At 49.2% G+C, this 15,416-nt stretch carries 16 protein-coding genes; 3 read left to right on the plus strand and 13 right to left on the minus strand.

What is annotated here, in order from left to right:
- Window position 1: 1 nt before the first annotated feature.
- The 3 genes from bcd to NYE28_RS12840 all read right to left on the minus strand — a co-directional run bounded on the left by bcd (window position 2) and on the right by NYE28_RS12840 (window position 4,195).
- On the minus strand, window positions 2-1,096 hold the full coding sequence (gene bcd, locus NYE28_RS12830; protein ID WP_043020804.1) for a branched-chain amino acid dehydrogenase: 1,095 nt from the start codon (window positions 1,094-1,096) through the stop codon (window positions 2-4).
- Window positions 1,097-1,109: 13 nt separating this feature from the next.
- Window positions 1,110-2,003, minus strand: a complete 894-nt coding sequence (gene yqiS, locus NYE28_RS12835) for a phosphate butyryltransferase (RefSeq protein WP_015417787.1) — start codon at window positions 2,001-2,003, stop codon at window positions 1,110-1,112.
- Window positions 2,004-2,125: 122 nt separating this feature from the next.
- Entirely contained in the window at window positions 2,126-4,195 is a 2,070-nt protein-coding gene (locus NYE28_RS12840) for a sigma-54-dependent Fis family transcriptional regulator (RefSeq protein WP_100001553.1), read from the minus strand.
- A 153-nt stretch (window positions 4,196-4,348) separates the two neighbouring features.
- Here NYE28_RS12840 and NYE28_RS12845 point away from each other — a divergent pair, with 153 nt between their 5' ends.
- Window positions 4,349-4,591, plus strand: a complete 243-nt coding sequence (locus NYE28_RS12845; RefSeq protein WP_007408378.1) for a DUF2627 domain-containing protein — start codon at window positions 4,349-4,351, stop codon at window positions 4,589-4,591.
- A gap of 29 nt (window positions 4,592-4,620) precedes the next feature.
- Here NYE28_RS12845 and prpB read toward each other — a convergent pair whose 3' ends face one another.
- The 10 genes from prpB to ytaF all read right to left on the minus strand — a co-directional run bounded on the left by prpB (window position 4,621) and on the right by ytaF (window position 14,194).
- Window positions 4,621-5,526: a methylisocitrate lyase gene (gene prpB / locus NYE28_RS12850; RefSeq protein ID WP_015417790.1), complete on the minus strand. Its 906-nt coding sequence runs from the start codon at window positions 5,524-5,526 to the stop codon at window positions 4,621-4,623.
- Between the two features lie 18 nt (window positions 5,527-5,544).
- Window positions 5,545-6,972: a bifunctional 2-methylcitrate dehydratase/aconitate hydratase gene (locus NYE28_RS12855; RefSeq protein WP_161936392.1), complete on the minus strand. Its 1,428-nt coding sequence runs from the start codon at window positions 6,970-6,972 to the stop codon at window positions 5,545-5,547.
- Between the two features lie 25 nt (window positions 6,973-6,997).
- Window positions 6,998-8,095, minus strand: coding sequence for a citrate synthase (mmgD, locus tag NYE28_RS12860; RefSeq protein ID WP_033574137.1), 1,098 nt, complete (start codon window positions 8,093-8,095; stop codon window positions 6,998-7,000).
- A gap of 23 nt (window positions 8,096-8,118) precedes the next feature.
- A complete protein-coding gene (locus tag NYE28_RS12865; protein ID WP_033574138.1) occupies window positions 8,119-9,252 on the minus strand; it encodes an acyl-CoA dehydrogenase in 1,134 nt (377 codons plus the stop codon).
- A gap of 29 nt (window positions 9,253-9,281) precedes the next feature.
- Window positions 9,282-10,133, minus strand: coding sequence for a 3-hydroxybutyryl-CoA dehydrogenase (locus NYE28_RS12870; RefSeq protein ID WP_337681038.1), 852 nt, complete (start codon window positions 10,131-10,133; stop codon window positions 9,282-9,284).
- A 19-nt stretch (window positions 10,134-10,152) separates the two neighbouring features.
- Window positions 10,153-11,334, minus strand: coding sequence for an acetyl-CoA C-acetyltransferase (locus NYE28_RS12875; RefSeq protein WP_033574140.1), 1,182 nt, complete (start codon window positions 11,332-11,334; stop codon window positions 10,153-10,155).
- 140 nt (window positions 11,335-11,474) lie between these two features.
- On the minus strand, window positions 11,475-12,212 hold the full coding sequence (locus NYE28_RS12880; RefSeq protein ID WP_015240188.1) for a glycerophosphodiester phosphodiesterase: 738 nt from the start codon (window positions 12,210-12,212) through the stop codon (window positions 11,475-11,477).
- Between the two features lie 87 nt (window positions 12,213-12,299).
- Window positions 12,300-12,926, minus strand: coding sequence for an N-acetylmuramoyl-L-alanine amidase (locus NYE28_RS12885; protein ID WP_025284986.1), 627 nt, complete (start codon window positions 12,924-12,926; stop codon window positions 12,300-12,302).
- 18 nt (window positions 12,927-12,944) lie between these two features.
- Window positions 12,945-13,262: a hypothetical protein gene (locus tag NYE28_RS12890; RefSeq protein ID WP_014721488.1), complete on the minus strand. Its 318-nt coding sequence runs from the start codon at window positions 13,260-13,262 to the stop codon at window positions 12,945-12,947.
- 308 nt (window positions 13,263-13,570) lie between these two features.
- A complete protein-coding gene (gene ytaF / locus NYE28_RS12895; RefSeq protein WP_007408366.1) occupies window positions 13,571-14,194 on the minus strand; it encodes a sporulation membrane protein YtaF in 624 nt (207 codons plus the stop codon).
- Between the two features lie 146 nt (window positions 14,195-14,340).
- Between ytaF and NYE28_RS12900 the strand changes: the two genes are divergently transcribed.
- On the plus strand, window positions 14,341-14,973 hold the full coding sequence (locus tag NYE28_RS12900) for a helix-turn-helix domain-containing protein (RefSeq protein WP_007408365.1): 633 nt from the start codon (window positions 14,341-14,343) through the stop codon (window positions 14,971-14,973).
- A 296-nt stretch (window positions 14,974-15,269) separates the two neighbouring features.
- Window positions 15,270-15,407, plus strand: a complete 138-nt coding sequence (locus NYE28_RS12905; protein WP_014470646.1) for a hypothetical protein — start codon at window positions 15,270-15,272, stop codon at window positions 15,405-15,407.
- The last annotated feature ends 9 nt before the right edge of the window (window positions 15,408-15,416 follow it).

Consider the following 15,416-nt stretch of genomic DNA (forward strand, 5'->3'; position numbering starts at 1 on the left):
CCTATCGTCTGCTTAATATACTTTGGCCGTTTTGCAGAAACTGGCTTCTTGAACGGCGCATGCGCTCAATTCGTTCCTCAGCCAGACGGTCGGCCGCTAAGTATGTCGGAATGCCGTCACGCGCGGAAATATCGAGCACCCGCTCAATATTTGCATAAATGCCTTCAACCTTTTTCAAAGCCCGCTCAGCATTGTAGCCGTAAAGCTCATCGGCCACATTGATGACGCCGCCTGCATTGATGACATAATCCGGAGCGTACACGATTCCCATTTCATGAATGGTATCGCCGTGGCGTGTTTCTTTCAGCTGGTTATTGGCCGCTCCCGCAATGACTTTCGCCTTCAGGTGTTTAATCGTGTCATCGTTAATGACGGCGCCGAGAGCACATGGGGCATAAATATCGCACGCCTGTGAGTAAATGTCGCCGGGATCAACTGCGCGGGCGCCGAAGTCCTCAACGGCACGTTTAACAGATTCTTTATTGATATCCGTTACGATTAAAGAAGCGCCTTCTTCGTGAAGGTGGCGGCATAGATTGTAAGCCACATTTCCCACGCCTTGCACGGCAATTGTTTTACCTTCCAGGGAATCAGTGCCAAACGCCGCTTTCGCTGCGGCTTTCATCCCTTTGTAGACGCCGTACGCCGTAACGGGAGACGGATTTCCTGATGAACCGAATGCCGGAGAAATTCCGGTTACATAGTCTGTTTCATCATGAATGATGTCCATATCTTCAACGGTGGTGCCGACGTCTTCCGCCGTAATATACCTTCCGTTTAAGCCTTGGATGTAGCGGCCGAACGCGCGGAACATTTCTTCATTTTTATCTTTGCGCGGGTCTCCGATAATAACGGTTTTCCCGCCGCCTAAGTTTAAACCGGCAGCCGCATTTTTATAAGTCATGCCTTTTGCGAGTCTTAGTGCATCTTCAATCGCCGCTTCTTCACTGTCATATGTCCACATTCTTGTTCCGCCGAGTGCGGGGCCGAGCGTCGTATCATGAATCGCGATGATCGCTTTTAATCCGGATTGTTCATCTTGGCAGAATACCAATTGTTCGTAATCATAAGTCTCCATATATTTAAAAATTTCCATAGGTTCGTTCCTCCTACTGTTCTTGTGATGCGCAAATCGCAAGCGCAATTGAATACAGTTTATTTTCTGCGGTATCCGCTCTGCTCGTTAATGCGATCGGCGCTTTTGCACCGGCGATGACGGCAGCAACATTTGCTTTCGCAAAATAAATCATTGACTTATAAAGCATATTTCCGGCCTCGATTGAAGGAACCAAGAGAATATCCGCCTGGCCCGCTACGCTTCCGGAAATCCCTTTTTGCAGCGCAGCCGCTTGGGATACGGCATTATCCAAAGCAAGCGGTCCGTCCGCAATGCAGCCGGTAATCTGTCCTCTGTTGCACATCTGGACGATCGCAGCCGCGTTAAGGGTCGCCTCCATTTTCGGATTAACCGTTTCAATAGCGGCAAGGACTGCGGCTTTCGGCATAGGGTTCCCTACTGAATGTGCGACATGAACCGCATTTTGCAGAATATGCCCGAGCTCTTCAAGAGACGGGGCAATGTTCAGCGCTGAATCAGTCACATACATCAGCCGGTCATAGTCCGGCACCTCAAAAACGGCTACATGTGATAACACCCTTTTTGAACGAAGCCCTTCATGGCGGTTTAAAACCGATTTCAGAAGAGTTGAGCTCGGGAGATTCCCTTTCATTAAAACGTCCGCCTCTTGTTCACGCACTGCGCGCACTGCTTTTGCCGCAGATTCTTCGGGTGAATCGGCGTGGATGATTTCAGCATTGAACTTCGGCTCATTTGCCAGAAGCTCTTTCAGCTTTCCGCTGTCACCCGTCAGTAAAAATCGTGCCGACAAGTGTTCTGCCGCCATTTTGACGGCCTGGATCACTTCTTTATCTGCTGCGTGGGCCACTGCAATGGTTTTTGCGTTTTTTGCCGCGGCTTTTTCAACTAGGTCTCTCAGCTTCATTTTGTACCACCTTCCTTGTGCGAATCCGCTTTTAACAATGCAAGTTCCGTGCCAAATATGCGGGAGGGTTTATTCCGGCTTTCTTCAAGAAAACATGCAGCTGTTTGCGCTTTCTCTGCAATTTATTGCATGCCGTCATTTGCAAGGCCGTACTTGTCCATTTTGTAGTACAGATTCCGAATACTGACACCAAGCGCTTTTGCCGTTTTGGTTCGGTTGAATTTATGCTTTTCAAGCGTTTTTTGAATGACGTGCGCTTCAAATTTTTCAACAGCCTGAGACAGCTTTTCCCCTTCCACATCCGGAAAATCACTTTGGGTGCCGTTTTTTTCATTCAGCTCTGATTCAAAAACAGGCAGATGCTGCTGTTCGATCCGTTCCATGTGCGGCTCTAAAAATATCATTGCCCGTCCGAGAACATTTTCAAGCTCCCGGACGTTTCCCGGCCAGCTGTAGGCTGTTAAAGCTCGCAGCGCGTTCGGCGTAAGCCCCTTTACATTGCGGCCGTAATCCTGATTGATTTTTTCAATGAGCCGAATGCTCAGCGCTTCAATATCTTCTTTGCGCTGCCGAAGCGGCGGGATTGAGATCGGATAGCGGTTAATCCGGTAATACAGGTCTTCACGGAACGCGCCTTCCGCCATGGCCTTTTCGATGTTGACGTTTGTCGCTGCGATAATTCTGACATTGACAGAAATCGCTTTAGCGCCGCCGACTCTGATAATTTCTTTTTCCTGCAGAACTCTGAGCAGCTTTGCCTGGGTGCTTTGGGTCAGCTCTCCGATTTCATCTAAGAAAATGCTGCCGTTATTTGCTTCCTCAAAAAGTCCTTTTTTGCCCCCGCGCCTCGCGCCCGTAAACGCGCCTTCCTCATAGCCGAAAAGCTCGGATTCTAGCAGTGATTCAGACAAGGCCGCACAATTGACCCGGATGAACTTATTGTATTTTCGGTCGCTTTCATTATGGATGGCGTGGGCGAAAAGTTCTTTTCCTGTGCCGGATTCTCCCCGCAGCAGAATCGTCGCCGGCGTTTTCGCCCCGAGCTTCGCCTGTTCAAGGGCGACCAGCATTTGTTCACTCGTGCCGATAATGTCGTCAAACGTGTATTTCGCTTCAAGCGTGCGGATGATCTGGCGCGCCCGATTCAGCTCAGCAGTCAGCGTTTTAATTTCTGACACGTCGTGGATGACGCCGACGCTGCCTTTTAAAATACCGTCCACAATAACGGGGGCAACATTTACGATAACATCCTTTTTATTGGGGCCGACCTTCATTCTCACACCCCGCACGGGCCGCCTTGTCCCCAATACTTTCAGGTGCATGCTCTCCCCTTCTGAGATATCGGTGGAAGCGGGTTTTCCGATGACTTCGCTTTCTGACAGCCCGGTCATTTTTGTATACGCTTTGTTGATTAACATTCCGATGCCGTTTTCATCAACGACAGAAATGGCCTCGTCTGATGATTGTATAATCGCTTCAAGCATGGTGCGGATTTGTTTTAAGTTCGTGACCTCTTCCGCCAGTTCAACTGCGTCGGTGATATCTTTAAACACGCATAACGCGCCGAGAAGTTTTCCGCCTTCATCAATGATCGGCAGTCTTGTCGTGACAATCTGCAGGTGCTTTCCGAGAAGCTGCTTCTGGTTATATTCCGGCTCTCTCGTTTCCAGAATCCGCGGCAGCTTTGTGTTCGGCACTACATCTTTAATTTGGCGGCCGATGACATCCTCCCGTTTTTGGCCGACCATTTTTTCTGCCATCTGATTAAATAAAATGATCGTTTCGTTGACGTCTATAAAAATCATGCCGTCGTGCGTTGAATTAAAAATCCGGTCATGCTTATACGTCTGCGACTTCAGCATTTGGATAAGCTGCTGTTTTTCCTCCATCAGCTGAAACACCATGTACGCCAATTTTCCCGGCATGACGATGGTTTGTTCTTTTTTCTCATGGAGCAGCTCATCCATGACCGCTTTATCGCCTGTTGTATGGATGATAATATCTATATCTTCAGTTATGTAGGGTTTCCAATCTGATGAGGTTGCAATTCCATATTTCCGGGCTTCTTGCAGCCCTTGCGCCTCCGGATCTTGATCAACCACCGCAATAATCCGGATCAGCTTTGTTTTCATCAAAATCTGTAGGAGCGCCGTGCCTCCTTTACCAGCACCTATAATCAGCACCTTCTGCATCCCGATACCCCTTTATATGAAAAAATTTGCACACCTGTATTTCCCGTTGCAATAATTTGCACAACCCCTATGTTACCACGTTTTGATCTCTTGACAAAATATTTTTTCGATTGGACAATAAAGGAAAACATATCGTAAAGGGGTTTTCTGAATATGAGCCGGCTTGTTGCGCTTTTGATTCTGGTCCTCCCCGGCGCTGTCGCGGCGCTCGGCATTAAGCTGATGAGAGATGCATTATTCGGGCATGCGTTTTCCCCGTTTCCGTCCCTTTTTCTTCAGGGGGCGGCCGGATTGGCGTTTTTTTTGTTCGGCCTTTATGTTCTGGCCGGGTTTATTCTGTACAGAGATCGGAAACGCAATCAAGTCAGCCCGCGGTTCAGGAAAAAAAAGCTGTAAAAAAAGCCCTTGCAAAAAAAAGGGCTTTTTCAGTCGTCCGGCAGTATCGTTTTGGCAATGGATTGATCCAGTTCTTCATAGTCATCGTAAGCGATCGTTTCATATAGTTCTTTTCTCGTCTGCATATCCGAAAGCCCCTCTTTTTGCGAGCCTTCTTCTTTCAGAAGGCGGAAAATACGCTCAAAAGCCTTGGCCGCCGTTCTGAGTGACGTGACCGGGTAAATGACCATCTGACAGCCCATATCGGAAAATTCATCAGCACTGTAATACGGCGTTTTTCCGAATTCAGTCATGTTTGCGAGAATCGGCACACTGATTTGTTTGGAAAACGCTCTGAATTCACTTTCGGATTGGAGCGCTTCCGGAAAAACAGCGTCAGCACCCGCTTTTATATAAGCGGACGCCCTTTTTAATGCCCCCTCCAATCCTTCCTGCTGTCTGGCGTCTGTTCTCGCAACAACAAGAAGAGTCGGCGCGGCCCGCTTGACCGCTTGGATTTTTTGCGCCATTTCTTCAATCGGCACGAGCTGCTTCCCATTCAGATGTCCGCATTTTTTCGGCAGGCGCTGATCCTCCATCTGGACGGCGGCCGCGCGCGCTTCATACATTTCTTTCGCCGTCCGGGCGGCATTCAGCACTCCTCCGAAACCCGTGTCAATATCGACAAGGACGGGCAGGTCAGACGAGCGGACCAGATCTTTAACCCGTTCAGCCATTTCCGCCGACGTGATGATCCCTAAATCAGGAAGCCCTCTGCTCGCCGTGTAAGCCGCGCCTGATAAATAAAGAGCCGAAAACCCCGTTTTCTTGGCGATAAGAGCGGCCATCGCATCGTGAGCGCCGGGGATCTGCAATAGATCCGGCGCTGCCATCAGCGTACGGAACCGCTCTGCAAGCTCCTCTTGAGACGACTGCTTGCTGACGATCCACGTCATGTTTGTCACCCTCCTATTTTATACGAGAAATAAGTCCATAAATTCACTAACGCTGAGCTTCTGCATTCGGCCGCTATGTTCGCAGGCCTCTTTGATTTTACGCTGCTGCTTCAATGAAAAATGAGTGCTGATGTTTGCTGAAAACTTGGCAAGAATCTTCGGAACGGCTTCTTTTCTGCGGAACCGGTGCCCGAGCGGGTATTCACATTCAATCCGTCCCGTAGCCGTGCCGTCTGTAAAATGCACCTGTACGGCATTTGATATGGATCGCTTATTCGGGTCTAAGTAATCTTTTGAGTACGCTTTGTGTTCCGTCACCTCCATTTTGCTCCGCAATGTATCAATTCTCGGGTCAGACGCCGTTTCCTCTTCATAATGATCGGCCGTGATATCTCCGAAAAGCAGCCCGATTGCCGTAATGTACTGGAGGCAGTGATCCCGGTCAGCCGGATTGTGAAGCGGCCCTTTTTTATCGATAATCCGGATTGCCGACTCATGCGTCATAATCGTGATCCTGTCAATGTCTTCGATGCGGTCTTTCACCTCCGGATGAAGCCGGACCGCGCATTCCGCCGCTGTCTGGGCATGGAATTCAGCCGGGTAGGATACTTTAAACAGAACATTCTCCATCACATAAGACCCAAGCGGGCGGGCAAGCTTCATTTCCTGCCGGTTAAACAATACGTCTTGAAATCCCCACCCAGATGCGGTCAGAGCCGTCGGGTACCCCATTTCACCTTTGTGCGCCATAAGGGCCAAATATACCCCTCTGCTCGTCGCGTCGCCGGCCGCCCATGATTTGCGTGATCCGGTATTCGGCGCATGACGGTACGTTCTGAGGCTTGAATTATCAATCCAGGCATGAGATACGGCGTTATTGATTTCCTCTTTTGAGCCGCCCAGCATTTGCGCGCAAACAGCCGCAGTCGCCACTTTCACAAACAGCACATGGTCAAGCCCCACTCTGTTTAAGCTGTTTTCCAAAGCGAGAATTCCTTGAATTTCGTGCGCTTTGATCATTGCGCAAAGCACATCGCGCACGGTAAGCGGTTCTTTCCCTTCTGAAATCCGCACTCTGGATAGATAATCCGCACAAGCCAATATGCCTCCGAGATTGTCAGACGGATGACCCCATTCCGCCGCAAGCCACGTATCATTATAATCGAGCCACCTGTTGATACAGCCGATATTAAAAGCAGCCGTGACCGGGTCTAAAACAAAAGGCGTGCCCGGGACTCTGCTGCCGTTGGGCACGGAGGTTCCCGGGACAATCGGGCCGAGCAGCTTTGTACATTCGGGATAGCTGAGCGCCAAAATTCCGCAGCCTATCGTATCAAGAAGCACATGTCCTGCCGTAGTAAAAGCTTCTGAACTGTCAATCTCCTGATGGAGCACGTAGTCAGAAATCTCTTCGATTACAGCGTCCATTCGGCGGGGTTCTGTCATGTTTTCATCTTCCTTTCTCATCTGTTTACAGGCGCGCTCCGGTATAGCGGACACGCGGGCGGAAAAGCCGATTTCGGCTGTGCTGTTCAATGACGTGGGCGCATAATCCGACCGTCCGTGCGCTGAAGAATATAGGCGTGTACAGCGGTATCGGGATGCCGAGCATGTAATAGACCGGCGCTGCGTAGTAATCTAAATTCGGATAAAGGCCTTTTTTCTCCCGCATGACGGTTTCGCCGGCTTCACACATATGATAAAGACGGAAATCACCTGAAAGATCAGACAGCTTTTTTAACGCTTCTTTCATCATGAGCGCCCTCGGGTCCATTTTTTTCATGTAGACACGGTGGCCGAAGCCCATGATTTTTTCTTTGTTTGCGAGTTTTTGAGTTAATAATTGTGTAAACCCGTCTGTATCCTTCGCTTCTTCAAGCATGTACATAACCGCTTCGTTCGCTCCGCCGTGAAGATTTCCCTTAAGCGAGGCGACGGCTCCGGTCAGCGCGCCGTAAATATCCGATTGCGTCGAAGCGATGACACGGGCCGTAAACGTTGAGTTCGGCAATTCATGCTCACTGTATAAAAGAAGCGACCGGTCGAAGATTTCTTCTTCCAAAGATGACGGCGTTTTTCCGGTAATCATATATAAAAAGTTTGCGCTGTATGATAAGGTTCCGACCGGCGCCAAAGGCTCCAGCCCGTTGATGACTCGATAGCTGTTGACCGTCAGATTCGGCATTTTGCCTATCAGTCCGCGTACGCGGTGCTGATTTACGGAAGATGAACGGTCATCGATGTCCTTGTCAAAGCCTCCAAGCGCAGACAAACCCGTCCTCAATCCGTCCATCGGGTGAGTATGTTCGGGCAGCAGACGGCATATGTGCAAGATTTCCTCGGGAAGGTGTCCGCCGCGCCGAACGTCTTCTTCAAGCGCCGCCTTCTCTTTCACATCAGGAAGTCTGTCTTCCAATAAGAGATGAACAATGTCCATATAGCCGGCCGTTTTAGAAAGCTCAATCAGATCGTGGCCTTTGATTAAAATACTGCCCTGCTGTGTATCCAGGAAAGAAATCCCCGTTTCCACCGCAATGACGCCATCTAAACCGGGAGAATAAGATTCCATGGTTTCGCTCCTTTGCGCACTTTTTATTGAAGAAGATACTTAGAAATAATCAGCCTTTGAATCTCATTGGTTCCTTCATAGATTTGCGTGACTTTCGCATCCCGAAATAAACGCTCCGCGGGATACTCTTTCATATAGCCGTAGCCGCCGTGAATCTGCACAGCCTCCACCGCCGCTTTCATCGCCGCATCGGACGCGAATTGCTTCGCCATAGATGCTTCTTTTCCGCACGGAAGCCCTCGCTGATACAGATCAGCGGCATGATAGACCAATAATTTGGCAGCTTCCGCATTCGTCGCCATGTCAGATAATTTAAATGAAACGGCCTGATTCGAAGCGATGGGTCTGCCGAACTGGCTGCGGGTTTTGGCGTACTCCACCGAGCAGCCGAGCGCCGCTTCGATAATCCCGAGCGCCTGAGCCGCTATGCCGATCCGTCCGACGTCAAGGTTTTTCATGGCGATTGAAAAGCCCTCGCCCTCTTCGCCGAGCCGGTTTTCAATCGGAATTTCCGCTTGGTCAAACTGCAATTCGACAGTATTGGAACCTAACAGTCCGAGCTTTTTTTCTTTTTTTCCGACAGAAAAACCGGGTGTGTTTTTCTCAATGATAAACGCGGAAATTCCCTTTCTCCCCTTACCTGGATCGGTTATGGCGAATGTCAGATACAGATCTGCCGCTCCGCCGTTTGTAATAAAGATTTTTGAACCGTTCAGAATATATGAATCGCCTTTTCGCACGGCTCTTGTTTTCAGGCTCCCCGCATCAGATCCGGATTGAGGCTCAGTAAGCGCAAAAGCCCCAATATATTCGCCCGCTGCCAGCTTCGGAATATACGTTTGTTTTTGGGCTTCTGTCCCGAAATGCAAAATCGGGATTGTCCCTACCGATGTGTGGACGGACAAAATGACGCCGACGGCCGCGCTGACTTTTGATATTTCATGAATCGCTAAAATGTAAGATGTTGTATCAGCACCCGCCCCGCCGTAAGCTTCCGGGACGGGAATGCCCATCAATCCCGCTTCGCCCATTTTTTTAATCAGCCGCTCCGGAAATTCATCTGTTGATTCCATGAACTCAACCACCGGCGCGATTTCCTTGCGGGCAAAATCACGCACCATTTTTCTCATCATGATGTGCTCTTCTGTAAAATGCATGGCTGCCGTCTCCCCTCATGATCTTTACGTCATCTGCCGTACTCATAAAAACCGCGCCCGCTTTTTTTGCCGAGCCAGCCGGCGCTGACATATTTTCTGAGCAGAGGGCATGGGCGGTATTTCGGATCTCCGAGCCCCGCATAGAGAACCTCCATAATGGAAAGGCACGTATCCAGCCCGATGAAGTCAGCTAATGTTAAAGGACCCATCGGATGCCGCATGCCGAGCTTCATCACCTCATCAATCGCTTCCTTTGAAGCTGCTCCTTCGTAAAGGCAATAAACGGCTTCGTTAATCATCGGCATTAATATGCGATTAGATATAAAGCCCGGGAAGTCATTGACTTCGACTGGGGTTTTATTCATCCGGACGGCAAGCTTCTTTACTGTTTCCGCCGTTTCTTCCGATGTGGCGAGTCCTCTGATGACTTCGACAAGCTCCATGACAGGAACCGGATTCATAAAATGCATGCCGATTACTTTTTCAGGCCTTTTTGTGGCCGCGGCAAGCTCCGTAATGGGAAGAGAAGACGTATTGCTTGCCAATACGGCATGAGGGGGACAGATTTTATCTAGTGTGTCAAACAATTCTGCTTTTGCTTTTTTGTTTTCTGCAATGGCTTCAATTACAAAATCAGCATCTCCCGCTTCTGTGAGCTCTGCCGGGGAAATACGGCTGAAAACGGCATCTGTCTCCTGCCGTGACTTCCGTCCTTTTGCCTGCTCTTTCTCCAGGTTTGTCTTTATGCGGTGAAGACCTTTTGTTACCGTTTCCGGCTCCCAATCGTATAACTTGACGGCAAACCCGGCGCCTGCAGCCGTCTGCGCGATGCCTGCTCCCATCTGACCCGCACCTGCGACCATGATTGTTTTCATCTTCATCCGGCGCTCCCTCCTTTGATCAGTACACCTCAAGCAGGACGGCATCTCCTTGAGCCGCTCCGCTGCATATAGCCGCTATGCCTAAACCTCCTCCGCGACGCTTTAATTCGTATATTAAACTCATGATGATTCTCGCTCCGCTTGCGCCGATCGGGTGGCCGAACGCGATTGCCCCTCCGTTTACATTCACTTTTTCCCGGCTGAACCCGGCTATTTTTTCACTCACCAGCACGACGGACGCAAATGCTTCATTTACTTCAAACAAATCAATATCGTCAACGGACAGTCCGGTTTTTGTCAAGAGCCGGCTGATGGCCTCTCCCGGCGCGCTTGCCAGCTCGCACGCTTCCAATCCGACTGACGCAAAGCCAAGTATCGCTGCGAGCGGCCTGACATGCTGCTTTGCGGCTTTTTCCTCTGACATCAGCACAAATGCTCCGGCCCCGTCATTTACACCGGGAGCGTTTCCGGCTGTAACCGTTCCGTCGGCTGTAAAAATTGGCTTGAGCGCTGCAAGCTGCTCAAGGCTCGTATCAGGGCGCAGCCCCTCATCCGCTTCAACGGTATGCTGTTTGCCCTTTTTGCCGGTCCAGGTGACGGGGACAATTTCTTCACGCAATTTGCCCGCCTCGGCCGCCTCAGCCGCGCGTTGCTGGCTCAAAAGAGCGTAATGATCCTGTTCATCCCGGGAAATGCCGTACTTTTTGGCCGCAGTGCTTCCGTGGACAGCCATATGCACCTGGTCGAACGCACAGGTCAGCCCGTCATGAACCATTAAATCCTGAAACACCCCGTCCCCCATCCTCACACCCCAGCGGCCAGCCGGAATGGCGTACGGAATGTTGCTCATGCTTTCCATTCCGCCTGCAATCAGCACGTCCGCATCTTTCGCCCGGATCATTTGATCACAGATGGTAACGGCCCTGAGCCCTGATGCACAGACCTTATTAATGGTTTCAGCCGGAACGGACCACGGAAGCCCGGCATATCTTGCAGCCTGCCGTGCCGGAATCTGCCCGGCACCCGCCTGGACGACCATTCCCATCACCGCTCCTTCCGCTTCGCTTTCACTGATAGCGGCGCGCTTGATTGCTTCTTTTATGGCGATGCCGCCAAGCTCGGCCGCCTTTACCTCTTTTAATGCGCCGCCAAATTTTCCGAACGGCGTTCTTGCCGCACTGACGATAACCGTTTTTCCCACAATTTTGCCTCACTTTCAATAAGATAAAAGATAACGCTTACACAAAACGCCCTGTTACAATATATGAACCGGCTGACCGAGTTATGAGTGCACCGCCTTTTTCCCGCCCATAAAAAAAGAAGACTGTCTGAACAGTCTTCTCAGCTGCGGCATTCTTCTTTTATAGAAACAGCCAGCTTTGGATAATCGGTAAAAATTGCGTCTGCTCCCGCTTTCATCAGCTGCTTCATATCCTCAGGACGATTGACGGTGAACGGACGGAGCGCCGCTTGGTGTTTTGCAAGATGTTTGATCACTTCAGCGCTCACCGCCGGCGTACCGAGCTTCGGATGATAACCCGAAGCGGGAATGGCGGCAAGATACCGTTCAGGCCGGTACAGCACATCCATTGTCAGCACCGCCCGTTCAATTTCAGGCGCCAGGGCGTGGCAAACCGCGAGACTCTCATGATTAAATGAAGAAAAAATAACGCGCTTTTCCAGTCCGTAATATCTGACTTTTTTAATCACTTCTTCTTCCATTCCTTCGTAACGGAATACACTGTTTTTCAGCTCAATGTTTATCAGAAAATCAGCACGTTCCGCAAAACGCAGCACATCTGACAAAAGCGGAATTCTGACACCTTTAAAAGCATCTTTCCATTTTCCGGCGGCATCGGCGGTTCTGATTTTGTCATACGCCGTATCTTTCACAAATCCTTTCAAAGACGTCGTGCGGTCGAGGGTTTCATCGTGAATGACCACGATCCGGCCGTCTTTTGTCATCTGTACATCAAGTTCGATTCCGTCAGCCCCGTCCTCAATCGCTTTTTTGAACGCGGGCATCGTATTTTCAGGGCAGTCGCCCGACGCCCCCCGGTGGGCAAAAATATTCGTCATATGTGTCACCTCAGGTGTTTGTCATCGGTTTTCTCTATTATAATCGTTATGCACATAAGGAGGGCGCTATTTACACATATTTTATAATTACCGTCCGCTGTAATAGGTTTCGATTCCCTTTACAACGGCGTCCGCGGCGTGCTCTTGTCCGTTATCGCTTTTCAGCTTGTCCGCATCTTGAGGATTTGTGATAAAACCTAATTCAGCCAGCACACTCGGCATCTTTGAATATGTAATGACATAAAAAGGAGCTTCTTTTACGCCTCTGTCCTTCATCCCTAAAGACGTGACAAGCTGCTGCTGGATGTCGGAAGCAAGCCTTTCGCTGTCTGCTCCTTCATATGTCGAATTAAAATACGTTTCCGTGCCCGATGCCGTTGAGACGGCTGAATTCGTATGGAGGCTGACGAATAAATCGGATTGGCTGGCGCTTGCTTTCGCCACCCGCTCGTCCAAACGTAAAAAAGTATCGTCAGTCCTTGAAGCAACAGGTTTTGCGCCTTCTGTCTCCAATTTGTCGATCACCTTGTTTGACACCGCTAAATTGATGTTTTTCTCAAGCAGTCCATTTCCGCCGGCCCCGCTGTCTTCTCCGCCATGTCCGGCATCGATATAAATGGTTTTCCCTTGCAAAGGTTCAGCTGCATAAGCAGACGGCGCAAGCAGAAGCAGAGCGGCACCGAAGGCAGCAGCGCTTTTTGTCAGTAAACCCACGTTTTTTCCTCCCCGTTTTCACATATCTGTTTCTTTTTTCAGTTCCTCAAGCCGTAATTGTCCGTTGCTCTCTTTTTTATAGGTGATTTGCACCGCCGTATGTTCAGGCAGAGACTGACATTCAAACCGCTTAGCGAAAGGCACCTTCACCTCTTGCCTTTCTCCGTCAATTTCGACCGCGATCGTATCGTTTCCGGCCGCTTTTATAAATGTTCCTTCCTGTGTAAATGACGGCGCCGCATCAGCCTCCGCGGTATACTCGCATCCTGATAACAGCCATGCGGTGAAGATCAGAAGTATGACAGACTTCACACAGATCACCTCACGTTTTCTCATTCGGCTTTATCTTTGAACAGAATGACCGATTTGTAAAGGGAGCCTCCATTCCTCCAGTGCTTTTCCATATTTGGAATGAAGGCTATCTGACCTGCTGTTTACCTGAACTTAGAAAGAAAACAAGCTGATCAGTCTATGAAAAAGGTTCTGTCTGAAGGCCGAATATGCAGAATTTAACGGAAACGGACGACTTTCTGTTCATTTTGAAAAAATATCAGATCGGCAAAAAAAGAGAGCCGCGTCATGCGCTCTCCCGAATAGAAACATTCATATTTATTTTGAGCTTTTCATAAAATGAACGGGACAACTTAAAAGAGCAGCGTATTGGCGGCAATGATGAGAATAATCACTCCGCTCAGCACCGTGCTGAACTGTCCGACGTGAAAAGAACCGATGCGCAGTGACGCGGCTTTTTTTCCAAGCGAGCAGCCGATCCATATGGTCAGAAAGCTTCCGACCGCCGCAGTGATGGAAATGGCAGCGGGAGAAAGCCCGATCAACCCCGCGCTTAATCCGTTGGTCAGCGCATTTGCGGATACGGCCACCCCGAGAACCATGGATTCCAATATACCGATTTCTCCCGAACCGTCGGCATCCGCTGCCTCCGGATTTTGCAGCAGACCGGCAAAACGGCCTTTTTTTCCTGACGCGCCAACACGCGCTGTTTTTCTCGGCACAGCCAGCAGAATGATGCGGATACCGATGACAGATAAAATAAACGCCGCCAGTAATACAGGAAGAAAGCCCGGTAAAACGGCTGAAATCCATTTGCCGAAATAAATTCCGATATAACTGAATACAAAACAGATAAAAGCGATCATCATATTTGACGCATGCGATATTTTGATTTTTCTGATGCCGTATGACATCCCCACTCCTAAATTATCAATGCTCGAGGACACTGCCAAACCTAAAATCAATAACCAAGCCATGTTCGTTTCTCTCCATTCTTTGATGTCTTTTCAACATGTTGTGCCGTTGAATCTACACTATCCTATTCAGCAGCACAGAAAAGGTACCTTTTCTGCAAAAATTATTGATTAATGATCATCATTCCGGCGGAAACGAGGTGACACCCTTGACAGAAAATAAAAATACGACACTGGGGCCCCTTTTAAAATCACTGCTTGATAAGCACTCGCTCTCCATGAGAAAACTCGGCGCCTTAACAAACATTGATACGGCCACCATCTCCCGGATTATAAACGGCAAGCAGAAGGCCAATTTAAAGCATCTTCAGGAATTTTCAAAACATCTCCGCACCCCGCTGGAGGAATTGCTTGAGGCGTCAGGCATAGACATCGGCCATGAAAAAGAAGCTGCGCCGCAAGACCCGATGCACGCGATTCAGGATATGCTGAATATGGCCGAGATGTTTGATCAGCCTTTTTCCCGGGAGCAAATTGAGCGCGAACTGACCAGATATGAACAATATGCCAAAACCCAGCAGGGCCATCGCCTGATTTGCGATGAGTTTCAAAAGAAAATGGACAATGAAGAAAGCGTCGGCCCTTTTATTGATCATTTGAAAAACATGCATCATCAGTATATGGATGAATCAACACCGGCTGAAGACCGCGCGATTCTCGGGAGCGCGCTGCTGTATTATATTTTAGCGACCGACGTCATTCCGGATTACATGTTTCCGATCGGCTACCTGGATGACGCCATCGCCGTTCAAATCGCTTTGAATCGGCTGAAAAAAAAGTAAAGGCGCTTAAAAAAGCGCCCTTTTTGTGTTGAAAAATATGAAACACCGCATTACGGTTTTGTCAAAACAGAGACAGCTGTCATATGATACATCAACCTAACAAAAAGGAGGGTGTCTTCTATGGACAGCAACACAGTTGTGGCAGTGTGCGCTCTGTTAAGTGTTGTGATTCAGATCGGAACGATATTCGCCGCAGGAAAGTGGAAAAAAGAATAAATAAAAACAAATTGACGGTTTTTTCGCACAAGCGTATGCTTATAAATAACCTTGTAAAAGATAAGAAAGAAGATATGTATATGAAAAAAATCATTCTCCTCTTCGCCGCCGCTGTCATATTCAGCTCGATCGGCCATCAAATTTCAGGAGGATATAAAGATCCTGAAAAGGAACGGAGAAAACCGTTTCATTCGTTTAAATGGTTCAGCCGGTCATAACCTCAGGAA

Source organism: Bacillus sp. FSL R5-0443, from assembly GCF_038608285.1.
Taxonomy (GTDB): domain Bacteria; phylum Bacillota; class Bacilli; order Bacillales; family Bacillaceae; genus Bacillus; species Bacillus velezensis.